This window comes from Pseudomonas sp. S2_B10 (assembly GCF_054668425.1).
This window is the reverse complement of sequence record NZ_CP162768.1, coordinates 2,551,126-2,573,207: the sequence shown is the minus strand read 5'-3', so window position 1 is coordinate 2,573,207 and position 22,082 is coordinate 2,551,126. Positions and strand designations below refer to the sequence as shown.

The 22,082-nt window shown below is 60.7% G+C and carries 20 protein-coding genes; 6 read left to right on the top strand and 14 right to left on the bottom strand.

The window, feature by feature from the left end; translation table 11 throughout:
* Positions 1–190: 190 nt before the first annotated feature.
* Positions 191–1,246 carry an HAD family hydrolase gene (locus AB4O45_RS11565; RefSeq protein ID WP_095181319.1) on the top strand — a complete coding sequence of 352 codons (1,056 nt, stop codon included), beginning with the start codon at positions 191–193 and terminating at the stop codon, positions 1,244–1,246.
* 200 nt (positions 1,247–1,446) lie between these two features.
* Here AB4O45_RS11565 and ilvD read toward each other — a convergent pair whose 3' ends face one another.
* The 6 genes from ilvD to AB4O45_RS11535 form a co-directional block, all read right to left on the bottom strand.
* Positions 1,447–3,288 (bottom strand): dihydroxy-acid dehydratase, encoded by a 1,842-nt coding sequence (ilvD, locus tag AB4O45_RS11560; RefSeq protein ID WP_024014684.1) that lies wholly within the window; start codon positions 3,286–3,288, stop codon positions 1,447–1,449.
* A gap of 256 nt (positions 3,289–3,544) precedes the next feature.
* Positions 3,545–4,777: an MFS transporter gene (locus AB4O45_RS11555; RefSeq protein WP_252868430.1), complete on the bottom strand. Its 1,233-nt coding sequence runs from the start codon at positions 4,775–4,777 to the stop codon at positions 3,545–3,547.
* On the bottom strand, positions 4,770–5,747 hold the full coding sequence (locus AB4O45_RS11550; protein WP_460161413.1) for a diiron oxygenase: 978 nt from the start codon (positions 5,745–5,747) through the stop codon (positions 4,770–4,772). The genes AB4O45_RS11555 and AB4O45_RS11550 overlap by 8 nt, the downstream gene beginning before the upstream one ends.
* A complete protein-coding gene (locus tag AB4O45_RS11545; protein WP_460161412.1) occupies positions 5,744–6,817 on the bottom strand; it encodes a SagB family peptide dehydrogenase in 1,074 nt (357 codons plus the stop codon). The genes AB4O45_RS11550 and AB4O45_RS11545 overlap by 4 nt, the downstream gene beginning before the upstream one ends.
* Before the next feature lie 452 nt (positions 6,818–7,269).
* Positions 7,270–8,466: a class I SAM-dependent rRNA methyltransferase gene (locus tag AB4O45_RS11540; protein ID WP_016772700.1), complete on the bottom strand. Its 1,197-nt coding sequence runs from the start codon at positions 8,464–8,466 to the stop codon at positions 7,270–7,272.
* A gap of 161 nt (positions 8,467–8,627) precedes the next feature.
* The gene (locus AB4O45_RS11535) at positions 8,628–9,167 is read right to left on the bottom strand and encodes a type 1 glutamine amidotransferase domain-containing protein (RefSeq protein WP_064364734.1); all 540 of its coding nucleotides are present in this window, start codon (positions 9,165–9,167) and stop codon (positions 8,628–8,630) included.
* A gap of 228 nt (positions 9,168–9,395) precedes the next feature.
* Here AB4O45_RS11535 and AB4O45_RS11530 point away from each other — a divergent pair, with 228 nt between their 5' ends.
* From AB4O45_RS11530 to AB4O45_RS11520, 3 genes are read left to right on the top strand one after another with little or no spacing between them, the layout of a single operon-like run.
* Positions 9,396–10,208 (top strand): HDOD domain-containing protein, encoded by an 813-nt coding sequence (locus tag AB4O45_RS11530; RefSeq protein ID WP_164558347.1) that lies wholly within the window; start codon positions 9,396–9,398, stop codon positions 10,206–10,208.
* A 12-nt stretch (positions 10,209–10,220) separates the two neighbouring features.
* A complete protein-coding gene (gene mutM / locus AB4O45_RS11525) occupies positions 10,221–11,033 on the top strand; it encodes a bifunctional DNA-formamidopyrimidine glycosylase/DNA-(apurinic or apyrimidinic site) lyase (RefSeq protein WP_150743578.1) in 813 nt (270 codons plus the stop codon).
* 56 nt (positions 11,034–11,089) lie between these two features.
* On the top strand, positions 11,090–11,413 hold the full coding sequence (locus AB4O45_RS11520; protein WP_252877061.1) for a multidrug transporter: 324 nt from the start codon (positions 11,090–11,092) through the stop codon (positions 11,411–11,413).
* A gap of 125 nt (positions 11,414–11,538) precedes the next feature.
* On the opposite strand, the gene AB4O45_RS11515 is transcribed toward AB4O45_RS11520, so the two are convergent.
* The 5 genes from AB4O45_RS11515 to AB4O45_RS11495 form a co-directional block, all read right to left on the bottom strand.
* Positions 11,539–11,790: a YfhL family 4Fe-4S dicluster ferredoxin gene (locus AB4O45_RS11515; RefSeq protein WP_003195146.1), complete on the bottom strand. Its 252-nt coding sequence runs from the start codon at positions 11,788–11,790 to the stop codon at positions 11,539–11,541.
* Between the two features lie 148 nt (positions 11,791–11,938).
* Entirely contained in the window at positions 11,939–12,418 is a 480-nt protein-coding gene (gene coaD / locus AB4O45_RS11510) for a pantetheine-phosphate adenylyltransferase (protein WP_003229157.1), read from the bottom strand.
* Positions 12,419–12,533: 115 nt separating this feature from the next.
* Positions 12,534–14,129, bottom strand: coding sequence for a GMC family oxidoreductase (locus tag AB4O45_RS11505; protein WP_252868428.1), 1,596 nt, complete (start codon positions 14,127–14,129; stop codon positions 12,534–12,536).
* Between the two features lie 131 nt (positions 14,130–14,260).
* Positions 14,261–14,806 (bottom strand): twin-arginine translocation pathway signal protein, encoded by a 546-nt coding sequence (locus AB4O45_RS11500; protein ID WP_252868427.1) that lies wholly within the window; start codon positions 14,804–14,806, stop codon positions 14,261–14,263.
* A 29-nt stretch (positions 14,807–14,835) separates the two neighbouring features.
* On the bottom strand, positions 14,836–16,266 hold the full coding sequence (locus AB4O45_RS11495; RefSeq protein ID WP_460059620.1) for a coniferyl aldehyde dehydrogenase: 1,431 nt from the start codon (positions 16,264–16,266) through the stop codon (positions 14,836–14,838).
* 147 nt (positions 16,267–16,413) lie between these two features.
* Between AB4O45_RS11495 and AB4O45_RS11490 the strand changes: the two genes are divergently transcribed.
* Positions 16,414–17,085, top strand: coding sequence for a TetR/AcrR family transcriptional regulator (locus AB4O45_RS11490; protein WP_016772708.1), 672 nt, complete (start codon positions 16,414–16,416; stop codon positions 17,083–17,085).
* 31 nt (positions 17,086–17,116) lie between these two features.
* Positions 17,117–17,971, top strand: coding sequence for a sulfurtransferase (locus AB4O45_RS11485; RefSeq protein ID WP_252886938.1), 855 nt, complete (start codon positions 17,117–17,119; stop codon positions 17,969–17,971).
* A gap of 181 nt (positions 17,972–18,152) precedes the next feature.
* Here the strand turns inward: AB4O45_RS11485 and AB4O45_RS11480 are convergent, their stop codons facing one another.
* The 3 genes from AB4O45_RS11480 to AB4O45_RS11470 all read right to left on the bottom strand — a co-directional run bounded on the left by AB4O45_RS11480 (position 18,153) and on the right by AB4O45_RS11470 (position 22,041).
* On the bottom strand, positions 18,153–19,160 hold the full coding sequence (locus AB4O45_RS11480) for a hydrolase (protein ID WP_236167722.1): 1,008 nt from the start codon (positions 19,158–19,160) through the stop codon (positions 18,153–18,155).
* A gap of 71 nt (positions 19,161–19,231) precedes the next feature.
* The gene (locus tag AB4O45_RS11475; protein WP_460161411.1) at positions 19,232–20,704 is read right to left on the bottom strand and encodes a M16 family metallopeptidase; all 1,473 of its coding nucleotides are present in this window, start codon (positions 20,702–20,704) and stop codon (positions 19,232–19,234) included.
* Positions 20,701–22,041, bottom strand: a complete 1,341-nt coding sequence (locus AB4O45_RS11470; RefSeq protein ID WP_460161410.1) for a M16 family metallopeptidase — start codon at positions 22,039–22,041, stop codon at positions 20,701–20,703. The genes AB4O45_RS11475 and AB4O45_RS11470 overlap by 4 nt, the downstream gene beginning before the upstream one ends.
* Between the last annotated feature and the right edge of the window lie 41 nt (positions 22,042–22,082).

Sequence of the window (22,082 nt, the reverse complement as noted above, 5' to 3'; positions counted from 1 at the left end):
CCGGCAAGCCTAACAGCTTGATTTGCAATGATTTAATACCAAAATGGCTGGGCAACCGTCGTTTTTGGAATAAGCGCGTGTCGCTGTCGGCAATGCAACTGACGCGCAGGGGACGTAAGCGGTCGCTGACAGGCGAGGCTTGTCACAATGATTTGTTAGCGTCGAACTCTTTGCATCGGGGAGTAGCGCTATGAGAATTGCACGCACGTTGTTGGCTATGGCACTGGCGGCTGGCCTTGCTGGCCAGGCATTGGCCACGGACCTCAAGCATTGGCCGGCGGATCAGGCCAAGGCGCTGGACGCGATGATTGCCGCCAACGCCAACAAGGGTAATTACGCGGTGTTCGACATGGACAACACCAGTTACCGCTACGACCTCGAAGAATCCTTGCTGCCGTTCATGGAAAACAAAGGCCTTATTACCCGCGACAAGCTCGACCCCTCGCTGAAACTGATGCCCTTCAAGGACACCGCCGAGCACAAGGAAAGCCTGTTCAGTTATTACTACCGGCTCTGCGAAGTCGACGACATGGTCTGCTACCCGTGGGTGGCGCAGGTATTCTCTGGCTTCACCCTCAAGGAACTCAAGGGCTACGTTGACGAGCTGATGGCTTCGGGCAAACCGGTGCCGGCGACGTATTACGAAGGCGATGTGGTGAAGAAGCTCGATGTCAATCCGCCGAAGATCTTCACTGGCCAGCAGGAGCTGTACAACAAGCTGATGGAGAACGGCATCGAGGTCTACGTGATGACCGCCGCCTCCGAGGAACTGGTGCGTATGGTCGCGGCGGATCCCAAGTACGGTTACAACGTCAAACCGCAGAACGTCATTGGCGTTTCACTGCTGCTCAAGGATCAGAAGACCGGCGAGCTGACCACTGCGCGCAAACAGATCACTGCTGGCAAATATGACGAGAAGGCCAACCTCGGCCTGGAGCTGACGCCGTACCTGTGGACCCCGGCAACGTGGATGGCCGGCAAGCACGCAGCGATCCTGACCTATATCGATGAATGGAAAAAACCGGTACTGGTCGGCGGCGATACCCCGACGAGCGACGGTTACATGCTGTTCCACGATGTCGATGTGGCCAAGGGCGGCATTCACTTGTGGATCAACCGCAAGGACAAGTACATGACGCAAATCAACGGCATGATGGCCAGGCACGCGGCGGCGCAGGCCAAGGAAGGCTTGCCGGTGACGGCGGACAAGAACTGGGTGATCGTCAAACCGGAAGACATTCAGTAAGCCACGATCGCATGTAGGAGCTGCCGAAGGTTGCGATCTTTTGATCTTGTTTTGGATCGTTCCCACGCTCTGCGTGGGAATGCAGCCCGTGACGCTCCGCGTCACTGGACGCGGAGCGTCCCTTGAGACATTCCCACGCAGAGCGTGGGAACGATCAGCCCCGCACATGGCGGGGCATTTTTGCATCGACGATTTGACGGTTACAGCCCGTCGAGCATCGCTTTGTTACGCACCGCGCCCTTGTCGGCACTGGTCGCCAGCAGGGCATAGGCCTTGAGCGCGGTGGTCACTTTGCGTGGACGCACCTCGACCGGTTTCCAGCCTTTCTTGTCCTGCTCGGCACGGCGTGCCGCCAGTTCTTCGTCGCTGACCAACAGGTTGATCGAGCGGTTCGGAATGTCGATCAGCACCTTGTCGCCATCCTGCACCAGACCAATCGCGCCGCCGGCCGCAGCTTCTGGCGAAGCGTGACCAATCGACAGGCCGGAAGTACCGCCGGAGAAACGCCCGTCGGTGAGCAGCGCACAGGCTTTGCCCAGACCTTTGGATTTCAGGTAGGACGTCGGGTAGAGCATTTCCTGCATGCCCGGGCCGCCTTTCGGGCCTTCGTAGCGAATGATGACGATGTCGCCTTCCTTCACTTCGTCAGCGAGGATGCCGCGCACGGCGCTGTCCTGACTTTCGAAAATTTTCGCGTTGCCTTCGAAGACGTGGATCGACTCATCGACCCCGGCGGTTTTCACCACGCAACCGTCCTGCGCGATGTTGCCGTACAGCACGGCGAGGCCGCCTTCTTTCGAATAGGCGTGCTCGAAGCTGCGGATGCAGCCGTTTTCACGATCGTCGTCGAGGGTTTCCCAACGGGTCGACTGGCTGAACGCGGTCTGGGTCGGAATGCCCGCAGGACCTGCCTTGAAGAAGTGATGCACGGCTTCGTCGCTGGTCTGGGTAATGTCCCACTTGGCGATGGCTTCTTCCATGCTGCGGCTGTGCACGGTCGGCAGATCGGTGTGCAGCAGGCCGCCACGGGCCAGCGAACCGAGGATGCTGAAAATGCCGCCGGCGCGGTGCACGTCTTCCATGTGGTACTTCTGGATGTTCGGCGCGACTTTGCACAGCTGCGGCACGCTGCGCGAGAGGCGGTCGATGTCGCGCAGGTCGAAATCGATCTCGGCTTCCTGGGCGGCTGCGAGCAAGTGCAGGATGGTGTTGGTCGAACCGCCCATGGCGATGTCGAGCATCATCGCGTTCTCGAACGCCTTGAAGTTGGCGATGTTGCGCGGCAGCACGGAGTCATCGTTCTCGCCGTAGTAACGCTTGCACAGCTCGACGATGGTGCGACCGGCCTGCAGGAACAGCTGTTCGCGGTCGCTGTGGGTGGCCAGAGTGGAACCGTTGCCCGGCAAGGCCAGACCCAGTGCTTCGGTCAGACAGTTCATCGAGTTGGCGGTGAACATGCCGGAGCACGAACCGCAGGTTGGACAGGCGCTACGCTCGTACTCGGCGACTTTCTCGTCAGAAGCGCTGGAGTCGGCGGCGATCACCATGGCGTCGACGAGGTCGAGGCCGTGGGAGGCGAGTTTGGTCTTGCCCGCTTCCATCGGGCCACCGGAAACGAAGATCACCGGGATGTTCAGGCGCAACGCGGCCATCAGCATGCCCGGGGTGATCTTGTCGCAGTTGGAAATGCACACGATAGCGTCGGCGCAGTGGGCATTGACCATGTACTCGACGGAGTCGGCGATGATCTCGCGGCTCGGCAGCGAATACAGCATGCCGTCGTGGCCCATGGCGATGCCGTCATCGACGGCGATGGTGTTGAATTCCTTGGCCACGCCACCGGCGCGTTCGATCTCGCGGGCGACCAGTTGACCCAGGTCCTTCAGGTGCACATGCCCCGGGACGAACTGGGTGAACGAGTTGGCGATGGCAATGATCGGCTTCTTGAAGTCGTCATCTTTCATGCCGGTGGCGCGCCACAGTGCGCGGGCGCCGGCCATGTTGCGGCCGTGGGTGGATGTTTTCGAGCGGTAATCTGGCATGGAGCACTCCGGGCGGCTAATCACGTACTAAAGGGGAGTGAGCTTCTGTTGACCTCTGAAACACCCGAAAAATGGCCGTGTGTCCGGAAGCTGCCGATGACGTTGCGGGATCGCCGCTGGTCTCAGCCTGAGCTCATAAACCCGCCGGGGATGAATGGCGATGAATGAGGCGATTCTACACCGCTGACGCCGCGAGGGAATGGCGCAAAGCATCGTTGACTTGCTGATGCGGTGCGCGGGATGACGACTGGCAGGGTCAATGGTCGCCTCCGGGCATCAACCTGTTGCTGCGCAGGTTGCTGACGCGGCGGCCAATCACGCTGTTGAGCAACAGGGATATGCCGCTCAACAGGACGAAACCGTAGCCCAGCGTCGCTTGCAGGTTGGCCGGGCCGAGGCTGATCAAGGCGCTGACCAGCCCGCCACAGATAAAGATGATGGTGCTGCCGGCAGACGCCGATGCGCCGGCATTTTCGGCAAACAGGCTCATGGCGCGGGAGGTAGCCGGTGGCCGGGAAATGGTCGTGCCCACCGTGCAGATGAGCATTGGAATCAGCACAGTCGCAGCTGACAAATCATGGTTGGCGGCCAGATAGAGCATTACCAGTCCCGAGAGCAGGATCAGACTCAGCCCGGTAAAAATCTGCTGTTGCGCATTGATATGCCGGTTCAGCACGCTGGCGAGCACGCCGCCAAAGACATAGGCGGCGCCGTAAATCAGCAGGATCAAGGCGAAATCGTAAGGTGCCATCTGCAGCTGCTCCATGAAGATCAGCGGGGAAATGACTATGAAGGAAAAGTGGCAAGCGAAAGCGAATGCGGAAATCAGCCAGCAGCCGACAAATTCGAAATTGCCCAGGACGCGCTGATAGGACTGGATGAAGCCAAGGCGGGTGGGATCATGAGGAGGACGGCTGTTATCGAGCAATCGCCAGGTCTTGATCAGAACTGCTGCGGCCAGGGCGATGAAGACCCAGAAGCTGCCGCGCCAGCCGAGCGTGGCTTGCAGAAACGTGCCCGCCAATGGTGATACCGAAATGAAGATGCCCGTTGCGGTGACCATCAGGATCCGCAGGCGATCACGCTCGTTGCCTTCGAACAGATCCTGCACCAGTGCCTGGGACAGCACGAAGCAACCGCATCCCAGCGCCTGCATCACCCGGAAAATCAGGAACAGCGTGTAGTCATTGCTCAGCACGCAGCCCAGTGCGCCGAGCAGCGACACGCTCATGCCGGCAAGCAGCAGACCTTTGCGCCCGATCACATCTGACAGCGGGCCGATCAATAACTGGGCAAATGCGATGCCCACGGCAAACAGACTGATCGACAGCGCGATGTCGTTAGACGATCGGCCAAAGTGAGCTGCCAATGCCGGAAAGGAAGGCAGCAGCACATCCAGCGGAAACACGCCAAGCAGGATCATCGCCAACAACAGGCTGACGGCACCGCGTTGTTGCCGGCGGGTAGCTACACGGCTGTGTTTATCCATCGATCAATCCTGCTTTGGCGAAGAGTGTCTGGTTATGGGGCAATGCAAAGAAGCCGGCCTTGTGCAGGGCCTCCACAGTAGGTTTGCAGCCAACGCGTGCACGGGCGCGGTTGGCCTGCACCGTTGCCGTGCCGCCGACAATCTCCATCACGTCGATCTCGGCAATACCGGCCGAACGCAGGCTTTGTTGCAGCCAGCCTTCATCTGCTTCGAAGAAGATGGAAATGATCTCCACGAGCGTCTTGCTGGCGAACAGGCGTTGACGACTGTTCATCGCAATCCAGAAGTAATGGAAGGCTTCGGCGAAATAGCGGCTGTGCCGGGCTTCGTCGGCAAGGTGATCGCGCAACATGTCACTCACACTGGACACCAGCGTGTCGCGGCAGACCTCCAGCAACTCGCGGGCAATGATGGTTTCCGAGACAAATCCCAGCAGGAACCAGGCCAATGCACGGTTTTTCTCCGGCGTGCGCGCGATCAAAGCGTTCATGCGGCTGATCCGCTTCGGAATGACCGGTCGCCGGGTGATGCCGTAGAGCGCAGCGATCTGCTCGGCAATCTGGTTGGAAAACAGCGCGTGGTAGCCCTCGTCGGTATACAGCTGCAGTGCCGCATGTTTCATCGGTAGCGGTATATAAATGGGCAGTTCGCGGTGCACGATGACTTCCACCGCGCGGTTGACGATGCGGTGTTCGAGCAGGGTGGTGTAGTCGAGGAAATACACCAGATGATTGGCGGTAAGGCGGTGCAGGGTTTCGCGACCTTTGGCCTGGATGGCCGGATGCGCCAGATAGGGCACAAAGGCCGGGGGTAACCAGTAGCGGGTTTGCAATTGCTGCTCGACATTGCCTGGTAACCGATAGTCATGGACACTGCTGCGTACCGATGCACGGTTCTCCCAGCCTGGAAGCGTGAATTTGAGCGACCATGACACCGGGGCTTCGCTCTCGTCCATAGCCGTGGGAATCATGACTGTGCTCCGCTGAGCAGATCACGCATTTCCTGGCACATGGCCTGGCCATCGCTTTGTCCGCAACCGACGAAGAACAACGGTTGCTCGGCGCTGCCCGCGATGCCGAGCAGGGTTTCAATCTGTGCGTCGGCAAACGCGCCGGTCAACCAGGTGTTCAATCCCAGCGTCGTCGCTACCAGTTGAAAGGTTTGCGAGAGATGACCGGCTTCGATGAAGGCCATGCGATAGGCACGCGAGTGCTCGTACTTCCACCAGAGACGATCAAACCTTGCAGTGATGAACACGCCCAGTGGCAGGTTGTTGATGAAATGCTGGCCGCCGAGCAATTGACCCAGCTCCGGATCCGGCAGCGCATTGATCCGACTCAGGGCGTGTTCGGCAGGGTGATAGGCGTAGATGCCGGGTTCCAGTCCGCTGACATTTTGCGCCAGGACAAATCCCTCACAGGCGTTCAATCCGCCGCCGGACGGGCAGCTTCGGCGTGCCTCGAGACCCGGTGCGACCGGATCGTCGTGGGCATTGTCGCGTGTGGGAAGATAGCCGAGGGTCAAATACAGCAGCGTGCCAACCTCATCCAGTGTCACCGCTGCACCGGTGTAGGAACGACAGGTTTTGCGCCTCATCAGGGCCTGAGTCAGGCTGTCATCATCAATGGCGCCCGGTACGGGCAGGGTAATCAGGGGCTGCACTGATCGCCGCGCCCGGGTGTCTGCAGGTTCTGGCTTCGCCAGCACTTCGCTGCAGTGCGCCAGATATTGCCTGGACCACTCGTGGATATTCCGAGGCGTATGTGCGCAAGGTATGTTTTGTGTGCCGATGTGATAAATCTTCGACAATTCATCCCAGCCCCAATTCGGGCTGTCTATTTTTGAAGTTGTCAGAATTCCTGCGTCCAGAAGTTGTGTGTCTATTATGTTGTTCGGATCAAATAATTCAGGGTTGTGTATAAGTCTGGCGAGGCGATGGGAGTAATCAAGATCAAGTTCGTGTTGAGTGTGGTTCTTGTAGTTCCAGACAACTTGTCCAGGCGGGCGCGGCAATATAAAAAGAAAAGGATTGATATACATGGGCTCAGGTCACTCGGGAAAAAGTCTGATGGACGCCAGAGTGCCGGCACTCTCCGGCGTCCAGGCTTACTTAGCGGCCGGTGGCTGCAACCAGAAAGGCCAGGTTGGCGAGTTTGTCTGTTTCGAGATAAATGGTTTTCATGATGTGAACTCCTTGTTCGTTGGTAGTTGAGTCGCTTCGTTGCGACAACTTCATATTAGTTTGTAATCGAATATTGGCAAGCGGATATTAAGTAGGAATATTCCAGTAATTTTGTCGGAGTGATCTTTTGCAGGAGGCTTACTGCGTAGGTTTAATTTCCATGATTGACAGGCATGACGAAACTTCCTGCAAGGCAGCGAGAAAGAAGTTGTAGGAAGAGGGCAGGACACTCATGTCGAGTGTGAAAAAACGGGGGGAGGGCGCGCAAAAAAAACGGGGAGCTCAGTGGCTCCCCGGTGTTCAAGCGCAATCAGCTGTTGGGCAGCAGACGGCAGGTGATGCTTTTGATGTAACGGGTTTCAGCGATGGCCGGATGCACCGGATGATCCGGACCCTGACCGCCACGCTCGAGCATCTGGATATTGCGGTCCAGGTGACGGGCGCTGGTCAGCAGGATGTTCTGCAGATCATCTTCCGGCAGGTGCATGGAGCACGAAGCACTGACCAGAATGCCGTCCTTGGTCAGCAGGCGCATGGCTTGCTCGTTCAGACGACGGTAGGCGCCTTCGCCGTTCTTCATGTCTTTCTTGCGTTTGATGAAGGCCGGCGGATCGGCAACGATCACGTCGAAACGCTCTTCGCTGGCTTTCAGTTCCTTCAGCGCTTCAAAGACATCGCCTTCGATGCAGGTCATCTTGTCAGCGAAGCCGTTCAGCGCGGCATTGCGCTCGACGCCGTCGAGGGCGAATGCAGAGGCGTCGACGCAGAACACTTCGCTGGCGCCGAACGCAGCGGCCTGCACGCCCCAGCCACCGATGTAGCTATAGAGATCAAGTACGCGTTTGCCCTTTGCGTAAGGTGCCAGGCGCGCGCGGTTCATGCGGTGATCGTAAAACCAGCCGGTTTTCTGCCCTTGAATGACCGGCGCTTCGAACTTGACGCCGTTCTCTTCCAGCGCGACCCACTCCGGCACCAGACCGAACACGGTTTCGACATAACGGTTGAGGCCTTCGGCGTCGCGGGCGGCGGAATCATTCTTGAACAAAATGCCGCTTGGCTTGAGCACCTGGGTCAACGCGGCGATCACGTCGTCCTTGTGCGCTTCCATGGTCGCCGAGGCGATCTGCACCACAAGAATGTCGCCGAAGCGATCGACCACCAGACCCGGCAGCAGGTCGGAGTCGCCGTAGACCAGACGATAGAACGGCTTGTCGAACAGACGCTCGCGCAACGACAGTGCGACATTCAGGCGATGCACCAGCAACGACTTGTCGAGTGCCAGTTTGATGTCGCGCGACAGCAGGCGCGCGCAGATCAGGTTGTTCGGGCTCATGGCGACGATGCCCAACGGCTTGCCGCCAGCGGCTTCGAGCACCGCCTGATCGCCAGCCTTGAAGCCGTGCAGAGGCGTGGCGGCCACGTCGATTTCGTTGCTGTAGACCCACAAGTGGCCGTTGCGCAGGCGACGGTCGGCGTTGGCTTTGAGGCGCAGGCTAGGCAGGGACATGACGTCGCTCCGGAAAAAGAGCGGGAGTATAGCGTGTTGACGCGTGCTCCGGTCTGGCCTGCGATGAAAAGCGGATGGCCCCTTCGCGAGCAGGCTCGCTCCCACACTTGCAATGCATTCACCTGTGGGAGCGAGCCTGCTCGCGAAAGCGATTTCAGCTCTTATGCAGCCAGTGCGTCAATCAGGGCCTGACTGAATGCCGGCACATCATCCGGCTGGCGGCTGCTGATCAGGTTGCCGTCCTTGACCACCTCCTGATCGACCCAGTTGACCCCGGCATTGACCAGATCGTCCTTGACCGTTTTGTAGCTGGTCATGGTCTTGCCATTGACCAGCCCTGCGGAAATCAGCAGCCAGCTGCCATGACAGATCACGGCAATCGGCTTGCCCGCCGAAGCGGCAGTCTTGACCAGATGCTGAGCATCCTGATCGATACGGATAGTGTCGGAATTCTGCACACCGCCCGGCAGCAGCACGGCATCGTATTGATCGATGCTCACGGCCTGAAAGGTGTTGGCGACCGGAAAGTCGTCGGCCGGTTTGTCATGGTTCCAGCCTTTGACGGTGCCGGCCTCGGCCGAGAGGATATCGACCTGCACGCCGGCCTGCTCCAGGGCATCCTTGGGCCCGGTCAGTTCGACCTGTTCGAAACCATCGGTAACCAAAATAGCGACGCGTTTGCCATTGAGGGAAGTTGCCATCGGTAAGCTCCTGAGTCTGTGGAGATTTTGCCTTCGCAGCGGACCGTTGAGGTCCGATGCGCCCTACAGATTCCGAAGCCTGGGCACAGATGAAAGTTCCGGCGATGTGCCCATCGGTGTGTCGCCCTGCGGTTTCAGCGGTTAGAATCGCCGCCTGCCCCGGAGTGTGTACTTATGTCCCAAGAGCTGACCACCGAACAGATTCAACAATCGCTGCAAGGCATCAGTGTGCCGGCGCAACCGCAGATCATGGTGGATCTGCAAATGGAGCAGTACATGCCCGACCCGGACCTGGAGGTGATCGCCAAGCTGATCTCCCAGGACCCCGGTCTGTCCGGCGCGCTGCTGAAAATCGTCAACTCGCCGTATTACGGCCTGAGCAACAAGATCACCTCGATCCAGCGTGCGGTAAACCTGTTGGGCAGCCGCTCGATCATCAACCTGATCAACGCGCAGTCGATCAAGGGCGAGATGAACGACGACACCATCGTCACCCTCAACCGTTTCTGGGACACCGCGCAGGACGTGGCGATGACCTGCCTGACCCTGGCCAAGCGCATCGGTACCCAGGCCGGTGATGAAGCCTATGCGTTAGGGCTGTTCCACGATTGCGGCGTACCGTTGATGCTGCAGCGTTTCCCCAATTACATGACCGTGCTGGAAGAGGCCTACGCCAGCGCCAGCCCGGAATGCCGTGTGGTCGATACGGAAAACCGTGTGTTCAACACCAACCACGCCGTGGTCGGTTACTACACCGCCAAGTCCTGGCGCCTGCCGGAGCATGTCAGCGCCGCCATCGCCAACCACCACAACGCGCTGGCGATTTTCAGCGACGAATCGTCGAAGAACAGCCAGCTGAAAAATTTGCTGGCGATTCTGAAAATGGCTGAGCACATCTGCGCCTCGTATCGGGTGCTGGGTAACCAGACCGAAGATTTCGAGTGGAACGCGGTCGGCCCGCTGGTGCTCGATTACGTCGGTCTGTCGGACTACGACTTCGAAACACTCAAACAAACGATTCGCGACCTCGGCGCGCATTGATCCGAGGACACCATGCCTGAACTGCCGGAAGTCGAAACCACCCGTCGCGGGATCGCCCCGCACCTGGAAGGCCAGCGGGTCAGCCGCGTCATCGTCCGCGACCGGCGCCTGCGCTGGCCGATCCCCGAAGACCTCGATGTGCGCCTGTCCGGGCAGCGCATCGTGCTGGTCGAGCGGCGCGCCAAATACCTGTTGATCAACGCCGAGATCGGCACACTGATCAGCCATCTGGGCATGTCGGGCAATCTGCGTCTGGTCGAGGCCGGGTTGCCGGCGTTGAAGCACGAGCACGTCGACATCGAACTGGAATCGGGTCTGGCCCTGCGCTACACCGACCCGCGACGGTTCGGCGCGATGCTGTGGAGCAACGACCCGCTTAATCACGAATTGCTGATTCGCCTCGGGCCGGAGCCGCTGACCGATCTTTTCGATGGCGAAAGATTGTTCAAGCTGTCACGCGGGCGTTCGATGGCGGTCAAGCCGTTCATCATGGATAACGCGGTGGTGGTCGGGGTGGGCAATATCTACGCGACCGAAGCGCTGTTCGCCGCCGGCATCGACCCGCGCCGCGAAGCCGGAAGCATTTCCCGCGGGCGTTACTTGAAACTGGCGATCGAGATCAAACGCATCCTTGCCGCCGCCATTGAGCGTGGCGGCACGACATTGCGCGATTTCATTGGCGGCGACGGTCAGCCCGGCTATTTCCAGCAGGAACTGTTTGTCTACGGCCGGGGAGGGCAGCACTGCAAGGTCTGCGGCACCGGTCTGCGCGAAGTGAAGCTCGGTCAGCGCGCCAGCGTGTTTTGCCCGCGCTGCCAGACCTGAAAAAATCCTTGGGTCTATAGTGGGAAGTCTCACTGTTCAGCCCGAAGGATCGTGCCATGAAACTCCTGCAAGTCTTCTTCGTCACGCTGCTGCTGTGTTCCAGTCTGGCTGCTCACGCCTCGGAAAACGGCAGCGGTGACCCGCGATACACCATCCAGAATCCCCCGGCCTACGCCATGCTTGGCGACCTGCTGATTGCCCGACCTTTGCTGGTGGTGGCCACGGTGATCGGTGCGGGAGCGTTTGTGGTGTCGTTGCCGTTTACCGCGCTCGGCGGCGGTGTTGGCGATGCCGGTCAGGCGCTGGTGGTCGACCCGGCGAAAGCGGCGTTTGTGCGGTGTCTGGGGTGTACAGGGGAGGGGTTCGAACAGCGCGAGTGAGCTGATCGGGTTTCAGGGGTGTGGCTGATGGCCCATTCGCGAGCAGGCTCGCTCCCACAGGAGAATGCATTGCAAATGTGGGAGCGAGCCTGCTCGCGAAGAGGGCCGGACGGGCACTGAAGAGATCAGGCCTTGCCGGTAATCTTGCGGTACTTCTCCATCAACTGTTCTTCAGTTTCCGGATGGGCTTCGTCCAGTGGAATGCAATCCACCGGGCAGACCTGCTGGCACTGCGGCTCGTCGTAGTGGCCGACGCACTGGGTGCACAGGTTCGGGTCGATCACGTAGATCTCTTCGCCTTGGGAAATGGCGGCGTTCGGGCACTCGGGTTCGCAGACGTCGCAGTTGATGCAATCGTCGGTGATGATCAGGGACATGCTAACTCCAGCCGGGGCGGCAGGCCCGGGCGCTATAAATCAATGCGCGCAATTGTGCCGCATTGAAGCTCGCAGTGCACGCGGGGGCGATCAAGGGCACTCTTTGGCTGCGATCCAAAAACGAAAGGATCGCAGCCTGCGGCAGCTCCTACTTCTTGAAGCGCAGGGTCAGCGCGTCGGCCACGGCCGGGTGGACGAACTTGCTGATATCGCCGCCCAGCGCGGCAATCTCCCGCACCAGCGTCGAGGAAATGAAAGAATAACGCTCCGACGGTGTGAGAAACAGGCTCTCCACATCCGGTGCCAGTTGGCGGTTCATGTTGGCCAGCTGGAATTCGTATTCGAAGTCCGAGACCGCGCGCAGACCACGCAGGAACACATTGGCGTTCTGCTCTTTGGCGAAATGCGCGAGCAGCGTCGAGAAACCGACCACTTCCACGTTCGGCAGGTGTTTGGTGACCTCGCGAGCCAGTTCGACCCGTTGTTCCAGTGGGAACAGCGGGTTCTTTTTCGGGCTGGCGGCGACCGCAATGATCACGTGATCGAACAGGCGCGAGGCGCGTTCGACCAGATCGCCATGGCCCTTGGTAATAGGGTCGAAGGTACCTGGGTACAACACTCGGTTCATCGCGTCGTCCTGGCGGGAGTCCGTTGGGGAGTCGGATGGTATCGCAGCCTTCCCGGTCGGCCAAGTCGCCTGTTGGGTAAGAAAGCACTATAGACGATAGGAATATTCTGCTTTTTCATGGATTTTTCAGCCGATCAGCCAAGGCTGTCGCCAGTTGCGCGGTCAGGCCATACACCGACAACTGCGGGTTGGCGCCGATGCTGGTGGGGAACAGCGAGCCGTCGTGAATCGACAGATTGCGCAGTTGATGATGGCGACCGAGGCTGTCGGCGACCGCGCTTTTCGGATCTTCCCCCATCGCACAACCACCCATCACGTGGGCACTGCCCAGCCGCGTGCGGTACAGCTCCAGGCTCAATCCGTCGATCAGCGAGCGCGCCTCAGCCAGTGTCTTCACATAGCGACCGTCGGCGTGCATCGGCATGACCGATTGCGCGCCGCCGGCGAACTGGATTTCGGCCATGACGTGAAAGGCCCGGCGCAAACCGTCCCAGGCGTACTGCGAAACCTGATAGTCGAGCACCGGCGAGCCGTCGCCGCGCAGCTCCACCGAGCCACCGCTGCTGTCCGGGTGGAAGCCATCGCGCAGCAGCGCCAGCATTGCGTGGGTGTGCGGCAGGTCGGCCATGTGCCGGGCGTTCTCCCGGCCGAAACCACCCAGCAGCGTGGCCGCCAGCGCCGGGTGCAGCGGCGGCACTTCGAGTTTGAAAGCCATCGGCCCGGTGGTGCCGTCCTTCCACTGAAAATGGTCGGAATAGATCGACTGCGGCGCGCCGTAAAACGGATTGACCACCTCGGCGAAACGCGCGGCGGACATGTTCACCGGATGCAGAAAAGTACGCTTGCCCACGCGCTCATGCGGATCCGGTGCGTCGGAGCGCAGCAACAGCGCCGGGCTGTTGATGCCGCCGCCGGCCAGCACATAATGCCGCGCCTTGACGGTGATGCTGCGCCCGGTCGGCTCGACGCAGCGTTCGTCCATCGCCACGCAATGCAGCCCGGTAACCTTGTCGCCACTGATCAGCAGTTTCTCCACCCGCGCCAGATACAGCAGCTCGCCGCCCTTTTCCAGCGTCGCCGGGATGGTCGTGACCATCATCGATTGCTTGGCGTTGCTCGGGCAGCCCATGCCGCAATAGCCCAAATTCCAGCAGCCGCGCACGTTGCGCGGGATCACGTGCCAGCTGTAGCCGAGTTGCTCGCAGCCTTTGCGGATCACGTCGTTATTGGCGTTGGGTGGCACCATCCACGGCGCGACCCCGAGGCGCTGCTCCATTTTTTCGAACCACGGCGCCATCTCTGCCGGGCTATGGCCTGTGACGTTGTGCTCGCTGGCCCAGTGTTCGAGGGTCGGCTCGGGCGTGCGGAAGCTCGAGGTCCAGTTGATCAGCGTCGTACCGCCGACCGCGCGGCCCTGCAGGATCGTGATCGCGCCGTCCTTGCTCATGCGCCCGATGCCTTCCTGGTAGAGGCTGCTATAGGCCTCGTCTTCGAGCAGTTTGAAATCCGAGCTGGTCTTCAGCGGGCCTTCTTCGATCAGCAGGACTTTGTAGCCGGCCGCGCTGAGGATTTCCGCTGTGGTACCGCCGCCGGCGCCGCTGCCGATGATGGCGACGTCGGCTTCGAGGGTGAGGTCGTCGCTCAATTGCGCGCCGTTGTAGGTTTTCCAGCCTCGGGCGAGGCCTTCGCGGAAGGGATCGGGTACGGGCATCGGTCAGGTTCTCTTTATTATTCTGGATGCTGAGGTGATGCAGCAGGCCCCTTCGCGAGCAGGCTCGCTCCCACAGGGGGATGCATTTCAAATGTGGGAGCGAGCCTGCTCGCGAAGGCCGCGCCCTGGTTTCAGACCTTAGGCGGCCCGGGATAACCGCAGTGAGCCCAGGACTCGGCGCGGGTGTACCAGGCCATCATCACCATCTGCTGCAACGAGCTGTGGCCCATGCGCAGCAAGCTCAGTGAACTGTTCTCCCAGCGTTCGAGGAAATGCCGCATCGCTTCAGGGCTGGCGTTTTCCCAACTGCCCCAGATACCGGTGAGCGGGCCACGGGTCACGGCCATGCCGAGCACATCGAAGAGTTGCCGAGTGAGCTTGAGCATTTCCGGCGACACGTGATCAAGGCTGTAGTCCAGCGACTTCAGCGTGCCGTCGAGCGCAGCGGGCATTTCCCCGGTGGCAACGGCGCCGTCGAGCATCACCGGGATCAGCGCACGCAGGAACAGTAGATCGCCGTCGCGCAAAACGACAAAGCCGTTGGCGCTGACGCTCGACGAGCAGCCAGTGAGGCTGGCGCCAAGGCCGGCGGTGGCGAGAAACGCGCTGGCGCCGAGGCTGAATTTCAGCAGGCTACGGCGCGACAGGGCAGGTGTTTCGGTCAGGCTTGGGTGCATTGTTTTTATTACCCGGCGTCGACGAACGTTTAGCGAATGAACAGCTTCTGAATCAGTTTCTGAATCGATGTGCCGTAGGGCGGGTAGATAAGCCGGGCCGCGTTGAAGCGCTGTTTGATCAGCACGCCCTTGGCCTTGCTGAAGGTCAGGAAACCTTCGTGGCCGTGGTAATGGCCCATGCCCGAGGGGCCGATGCCACCGAAGGGCATATCGTCCTGAGCGACATGCAACAAGGTGTCGTTCAGGCATACGCCGCCGGAATGGGTCTCGTGCAGTACGCGATGCTGTTCGCGTTTGTCGTAGCCAAAGTAGTAAAGAGCCAGAGGACGAGGCCGCTGATTGATGTAAGCGAATGCCTGCTCCAGATCGCGATAAGGCACGATTGGCAGCAATGGGCCGAAGATTTCGTCCTGCATCACCGTCATCTCATCGCTGACATTGAGCAGCACGCTGTGCGGCATGCGCCGGCCCTGGCCTTGTTCGAACAGTGGGATCAGCAGCGCGCCCTTGCTGGTCGCGTCGCTGACGTAACCGTTCAGTCGGGCCATCTGGCGTTCGTTGATGATCGCGGTGTAGTCGGCGTTGTCGGCCAGGGTCGGGTAGAAGCCTTTCACAGCCTGACGGTAGGCCTCGACGAAGGCGCCGACGCGGTCTTCCGGCACCAGCACATAGTCGGGCGCGACGCAGGTCTGCCCGGCGTTGAGGGTCTTGCCGAAGGCGATGCGTTCGGCGGCGTCCTTGAGCGGTACGTCTGTGGAGACGATGGCCGGCGACTTGCCGCCCAGTTCCAGGGTGACCGGCGTGAGGTTTTCCGCCGCAGCGCGCATGACGTGTTTGCCGACGCTGGTGGAACCGGTGAACAGCAAGTGATCGAACGGCAACCGCGAGAACGCTACGCCGACATCCGCTTCGCCCAGCACTACACAAACCAGGTCTTCGGGAAAGATCCGCGCGAGCAGCTCTTTGAGCAACAGGCCGGTGGCCGGGGTCGATTCGCTGAGCTTGAGCATCACCCGATTGCCCGCCGCCAGGGCGCCGACCATCGGCCCTACGGCCAGATACAGCGGGTAGTTCCACGGCACGATCACACCGACCACGCCCAGCGGCTGGTAAACCACCTTTGCCGAAGCAGGCTGGAAGGCCATGCCGACCTTGCGCCGCGATGGCTTCATCCAGTTCTTCAGATGACGGCTGGCGTAGTGAATGCCGTGCAGGCTCGGCATCAGTTCGGCGAGCAGGGTTTCGTCGGCGCTGCGGTGACTGAAATCGGCGCTGATCGCCTCGATCAATGCCTGACGCTCAGCGCTGAGCAGATCGCGCAAAGCCTTGAGCCATTGCTGACGTTGTGCGGCCGGCGGCATCGGGTTGGCGGCGTACGCGGCCCGTTGTGCCTGGAACTGCCGATCGAGGGTTTCAAGAGGCTGTTGCAGGGTTTGCAGGTAGGCAATGTCGGCAGTCATCGCGGGCTCCGGATTTTATTGTAATGGGCACTTTTTAGAGTCTAAGCTCTAGAAAGTCAAACGACTTCCGTGCACGGCAAGGTTTTATCCATTTCCGGTTAGGTCGTAAGATGCGCCGTCTACGCACTCTGAATTAAAGCTCAAGCCATGGCCCCACGAATAAAAACCAGCGAGCGCATCGTTCAGAACAGCCTGGAGCTGTTCAATCAGCAGGGCGAGCGCAGCGTCAGCACCAACCACATCGCCGCGCACATGGAGATTTCTCCGGGCAACCTGTACTACCACTTCCCCAACAAGCAGGCGATCATCGCCGTGTTGTTCAGTGAGTACGAAGCCCTGGTGGACAGCTTTTTGCGTCCGCCTCAGGGCCGCCCGGCGACCGTCGAAGACAAGCGTTTCTATCTCAAGGAACTGCTCTCGGCCATGTGGCGCTACCGTTTTCTGCATCGCGACCTCGAGCATCTGCTCGACAGCGATGCGGAACTGGCCGCGCGCTATCGGCGCTTTTCCCAGCGCTGCGTGATCCAGGGCGCAGCGATCTACGAAGGCTTCGTCGCCGCCGGCATCCTGAAAATGGACCGTGTGCAGATTGAATCCCTGACCCTCAATGCGTGGATCATCCTGACCTCGTGGGTGCGTTTTCTGTGCACCACCCGGGAAAACTCCAACCACCTCAGTGAACAGGCCGTGAAGCGTGGCGTGTATCAGGTGCTGGTGCTGGAAGCAGGGTTTGTTACCGATCAGGCGCGGGATGAAGTCAACGCACTGTTCGACGAGTTCTATGTGCCGCTGGCGCAGGCCCTTGAAGACGTGAAATAAACCGTTCAGCCGAATTCCACAGGAGCCCGTTATGTCGATTGCGCAGTTGATCAGCCCACAAGTTTTGGACGCTCGCAAAGAGCAGCCGGGGCTGGTGATTCTCGATTGTCGTTTCGCCCTCGAGGATCCGGATTACGGCCAGCGCAGCTACGCCGAAGGGCACATTGCCGGAGCGAGTTTCGCCGATCTGGAACGGGATCTAAGCGGCAAAGTCGAGAAGGGTGTGACCGGGCGTCATCCGTTGCCCGAGCCGGCGGCGCTGATCGAACGCCTGCAAGCCTGGGGCATCAGCAACGACAGCGATGTGGTTTTGTATGATGACGGCCCGGGTGCATACGCGGCGCGGGCGTGGTGGTTGCTGGCATGGCTGGGCAAGCGCGACGGCGTATTCATTCTCGATGGCGGGCTCAAAGCCTGGCACGCGGCCGGCCTGCCGCTGAGCCTGGATCCGCCGAGCGTGACGCCGGGTAACTTCAGTGGCCAGCCGGACATGAGCCTGCTGCTCAGCGCCGAGCAATTGCAGCAGCGCCTCGGCCAGCCAACCCTGACCCTGCTCGACGCCCGCGCCTTGCCGCGCTTCAAGGGCGAAGTGGAACCGATCGATCCGGTGGCTGGGCATATTCCCGGCGCGCAGTGCGCGGCGTTCACCGACAACCTCGGCAGTGACGGACGTTTTTTGCCGGCGGAGCAGCTCAAGCAGCGCTTTGCGGCGAAGCTGGGTGATCGCTCACCGTCGGAACTGGTCGCCTACTGCGGCTCCGGGGTGACAGCGTGCCATAACCTGTTTGCACTGTGCCTGGCCGGTTATCCGCTGGGGGCGTTGTATGCCGGATCGTGGAGCGAGTGGATCAACGAACCGTCGCGCGGCATTGCCACGGGCGAATAAACCCAGCGATCTCTCTGTAGGAGTGAGCCTGCTCGCGATGGCGGTGTGTCTGTGAGTTAAATGCCAACTGACTCACCGCTTTCGCGAGCAGGCTCGCTCCCACATTGAACCAGGTTGTGCCATGCATTTTCATGCCGACACAAATCCCTGTGGGAGCGAGCCTGCAAGGGCCATGCGGCGTTCATTGACCGAGTGCGGCCAGCCATTGTGGTATGCGCCGCTCCAGGTAATACCCGGGCCGGCGAAACGAGCCGTCGACGAAGCCGACATGACCGCCACGCGCCTGCAATTCGAACTGGGTGCAGGCTGACAACTCATCGGCTTGCGGCAGGCTGTGGGGAAATACGAACGGATCATCCGCTGCCTGAATGATCAGCGTCGGCGTGCGGATCTCGCCGAGGTAGTAGCGGCTTGAGGCGCGGCGGTAGTAATCCTCGGCATCGGTGAAACCATGCAGCGGCGCGGTGACCCGGCCGTCGAAATCCCAGAACGTACGCATGTTTTCCAGCGAGCCGAGCGCGGCCAGTTTCGCCAGGCCGTCTTCGCGTCCGTCATGCTGGAACTGGCGCTGCTTGTTCTTGATGTAGGCGACCATTTCGCGCATGAAATGCGCCTGGTAAACCCGCGAAAATCCCTGGCCAATCCGGTCTGCGCATTGGTCGAGCCTGAACGGTACCGACACCGCCACCGCGCCGAGCACACCGCTGTTGCTGCCGGTTTCACCGAGATGCTTGAGCAGCACATTACCGCCCAGCGAATAACCGACCGCGTACAACGGCGCCAACGGTCGTTTCGCGCGCAGATGCTGGATGGCTTCGGCAAGGTCTTCGCTGGCGCCGGAGTGGTAGCTGCGCGGCAACAGATTCGGCTCGCCGGAACAACCGCGCCAGTTCAGCGCGACGCTGGCCCAGCCCTGCTCGGCCAAGGCCTTTTGAATGCCCGCCACATAGGGCGAATTGGATGAGCCGGTCAAACCGTGCAGCACCAGTACCAACGGCGCCTCGGCGCTGTGCGGGCCGTGCCAGTCGAGGTCGAGGAAGTCGCCGTCCTCGAGCCACAGGCGTTCGCGTTCGCGCTCGATGTGCACGGTCTTGCGCCACAGCGGACCCCACAGGGTTTGCAGATGCGGATTGCCGAGGCCGAAGGCCGGAACGAAACGCGAGGCGGGAAGCGGGGACGGTGATTGCACGGCAAATCTCGACAGGTCTTGCGTAAAGCGACCGGCGCACAGGGCGGGCTGTCGCTTCTCAACGAAAGCGCCTAACTTGCCACAAAGCCCGGGTCGGCGCGACACATGTCCTCTTCAGCCTGACCGATCGGCGCAACCTCCGGTCCAGGCAGTGGCTGTTGCTCGACACTGGGGCCGACCGTAACCGACACCCAGCGATCAACAGACAAGTGACGGTTCATAGCGAGTTTGATGTCGTCCACCGTCAGCCTCTGCACTTGTTGCATTGTGTAATCCAAATCGAGCGGCAAGTCGCAGCGGTTGATCTCCACGAGTCTGGCCAGAATGTGCCGGTTGCTGGCGCTGGTGAGCACATTTCTGTTGGCCAGCCTGCGCTTGAGGTGCTCGAGTTCCGGGGCGGTCGGCCCTTGCCGAAGAAAATCATTGAGCATCGAGCGCACCAAAGCGACGGTGCTGTCGCTCATGGAGCTACCGGTCTGCAAGGTGACGGTCAGCAACCCGGCGCCACCAGCCCAATTGACGCTGGCGCCATACACGTCATAAACCTGTCCGCGCTTGTGCCGCAGTTCATTCATCAACCGACTGTTGCTGCCTCCGGCGAGAATCTGACTGGCGGCGTACAAGGCGGTGTGATCGGCATGTCGTCGCGGCACGCTGATTTGGGCAAAGGCAATGTGGGTCTGCAGTTGATTCAGTTCCAGGTGACTGGACTGGACGTTTCCGGGCGTTGCCATTGCTGAAGACACCAGCGCGTCAGGAGGCTTGGGCAGGGCATTGCTGATCTGCAGGCTGATCGCTTGTGCCTGGTCCAGAGTGAGGTCGCCGACCAGGGTGATTTGCGCATGTCGGGCAGCGTAATAGCGGCGATGGAAATCCTCCACGGCGGCCCGGGTCACGGCATTGAGGCCCCATTGCGTGCCATAGACCGGAAGGCTGTAGGGGCTGTCCGGCGCAAGCAGTGCCTTGATGCTCTGCGAGGCCAGACCCGCGGCATCGCCTTGCTCTGCGATGAGCGCGGCGCGCAGTTCGTCTTTCACTGGCGGCAGGCGCTGGGCGCTGAGCGATGGCTCGCTGAATATTCGCGTCAACAGATCCATCGCCGGTAGGCGCTTGGCCGGATCGCTGAGGCTGCGCAGGGAGAACACGGCGCGGTCGTGATCGATGTCCATTTCCCATTGCGCGCCGAGCCCGTCGAAGGTTTCGACGATGGCGGACAAATCCTTGCCGGGGATACCTTCATTGAGCATGGAAAAGGTCGTGGCAGCCAGGCCCGGCAGGCTACCGTCGCGGGCGCTGCCTGCGGCGAAGCTGACGTGAATATCGAACATCGGCAGATCGCTCGTGCGCACGAACAGCACCTTGGTGCCGGTCAGGGTTTTCCAGCCCCTGATCTGCAATGCGCGCGGCTTGATTTCCAGCGCCTGGACTTCGCTGAGCGATTGCAGGCGCGATGTCCGCGCTTGTTCAGGCTGACCATCAGCGCAAGCCGCCGCAGCCGACAGCCACATCAGGACCAACCCCGTGCGCCTTGAGAGCCTGCTCATCGGACGTCCACCTTGCGCACGTGGGCAACGCTGAGACGCTCGGGGGTCAGCCACGTGGCGGCCACTTCGCGGATCTGTTGCGGCGTCACTTTCGCCAATGCAGCGGCATCTTCGTCGAGTATTCGCCAAGGCAAGCCGATGGCCTGGAGCCTGGCCAGCTGACGCGCCTGTTCCTGAATCGAATCGCGGGCATACACCTGCTGCGCAATCAGTTGCGTGCGTGCCCGCTCGAGCTCTTCCGGCGACGGTGGTGTGGTGCGCAACGTTTCGATCTGCTCCCACACCCGCGCTTGCGCACCTTCAAGATCGGTCAGCGGCGGATCGGCCAGCTCGGCAGTCAACATCAGCAGGCTGTCGCCGCGCGTCCGTTCGTCGTAGTGAGTGTCGACACGATTGAGCACGCGGTCGGTGAAAATCAGTTTCTTTTGCAGGCGCGCGCCATGTGCGCCGCCGAGTATCGCGTTGATCAGGCGCAGGGCGTGCACGGTGTGCAGGTCTTTGGCCGTGGCCAGTCCGGGCAGATTGAAAGCCATCAGTAACCGCTCTGCTGGGACATGGCGCTGCAAGGTCAGTCTGCGTTCGCCCGGCACTTTCAGCTCCACGGGCCGTAAGAGGCGCGGCACGGGACGATTTGCGAGCGCGCCAAAATAGCGCTCGGCCAGCGGCTGCACGTGTGCGAGCGTGACATCGCCGACGATCACCAGTACGGCGTTGCCCGGCGCATAACGGCTTTGATACCAATGGCGAAGTTCCTCGGCGTCCACGTGCTGCAGGTCGTGCATCCAGCCGATGACTGGCGTGCGATAGCTGTTGGCGACATGCGCCTGGCTGGTGAAGTGTTCCAGCACAGCGGCGTCGACATCGTCGTCGATGCGCAGCTGGCGCTCTTCGCGAATGACTGCCAGTTCGGTTTTCAGGTCGTCGACGTGCAAATCAGCAGTCGTCATCAGGTCGGCCATCAGCTCGAAAACCACGCCCAGATAGCGCGGCGACAAGGTCTGGTAGTAGCCGGTGACGTCCTCGGCGGTGAAGGCATTTTCTTCGGCACCCAGGGATTCCAAAAGACGCGAAGCCTCACCGGCGCAGGTCTTGCGGCTGCCTTTGTAGAGCATGTGTTCAAGAACGTGCGATAGCCCGGCTTGCCCCGGCGCCTCGTCTGCCGAGCCGACCTTGAACCACAAATGCGAAGTGACCAGCGGCGCACGGTGATCCTCGCGCACCAGTACCTGCAAACCGTTTTCCAGGGTGAATTGATGAGTCGGCGGGGGCGTGGCGGCCAGCGTCATGAACGGCGCGAGGCCAAGAAAAAGCAGCATCCGGCTGCAGAGCGTATCCATACGCGAAATCCTCAGTGGTTAACGCAGATTGCGGCAACCAC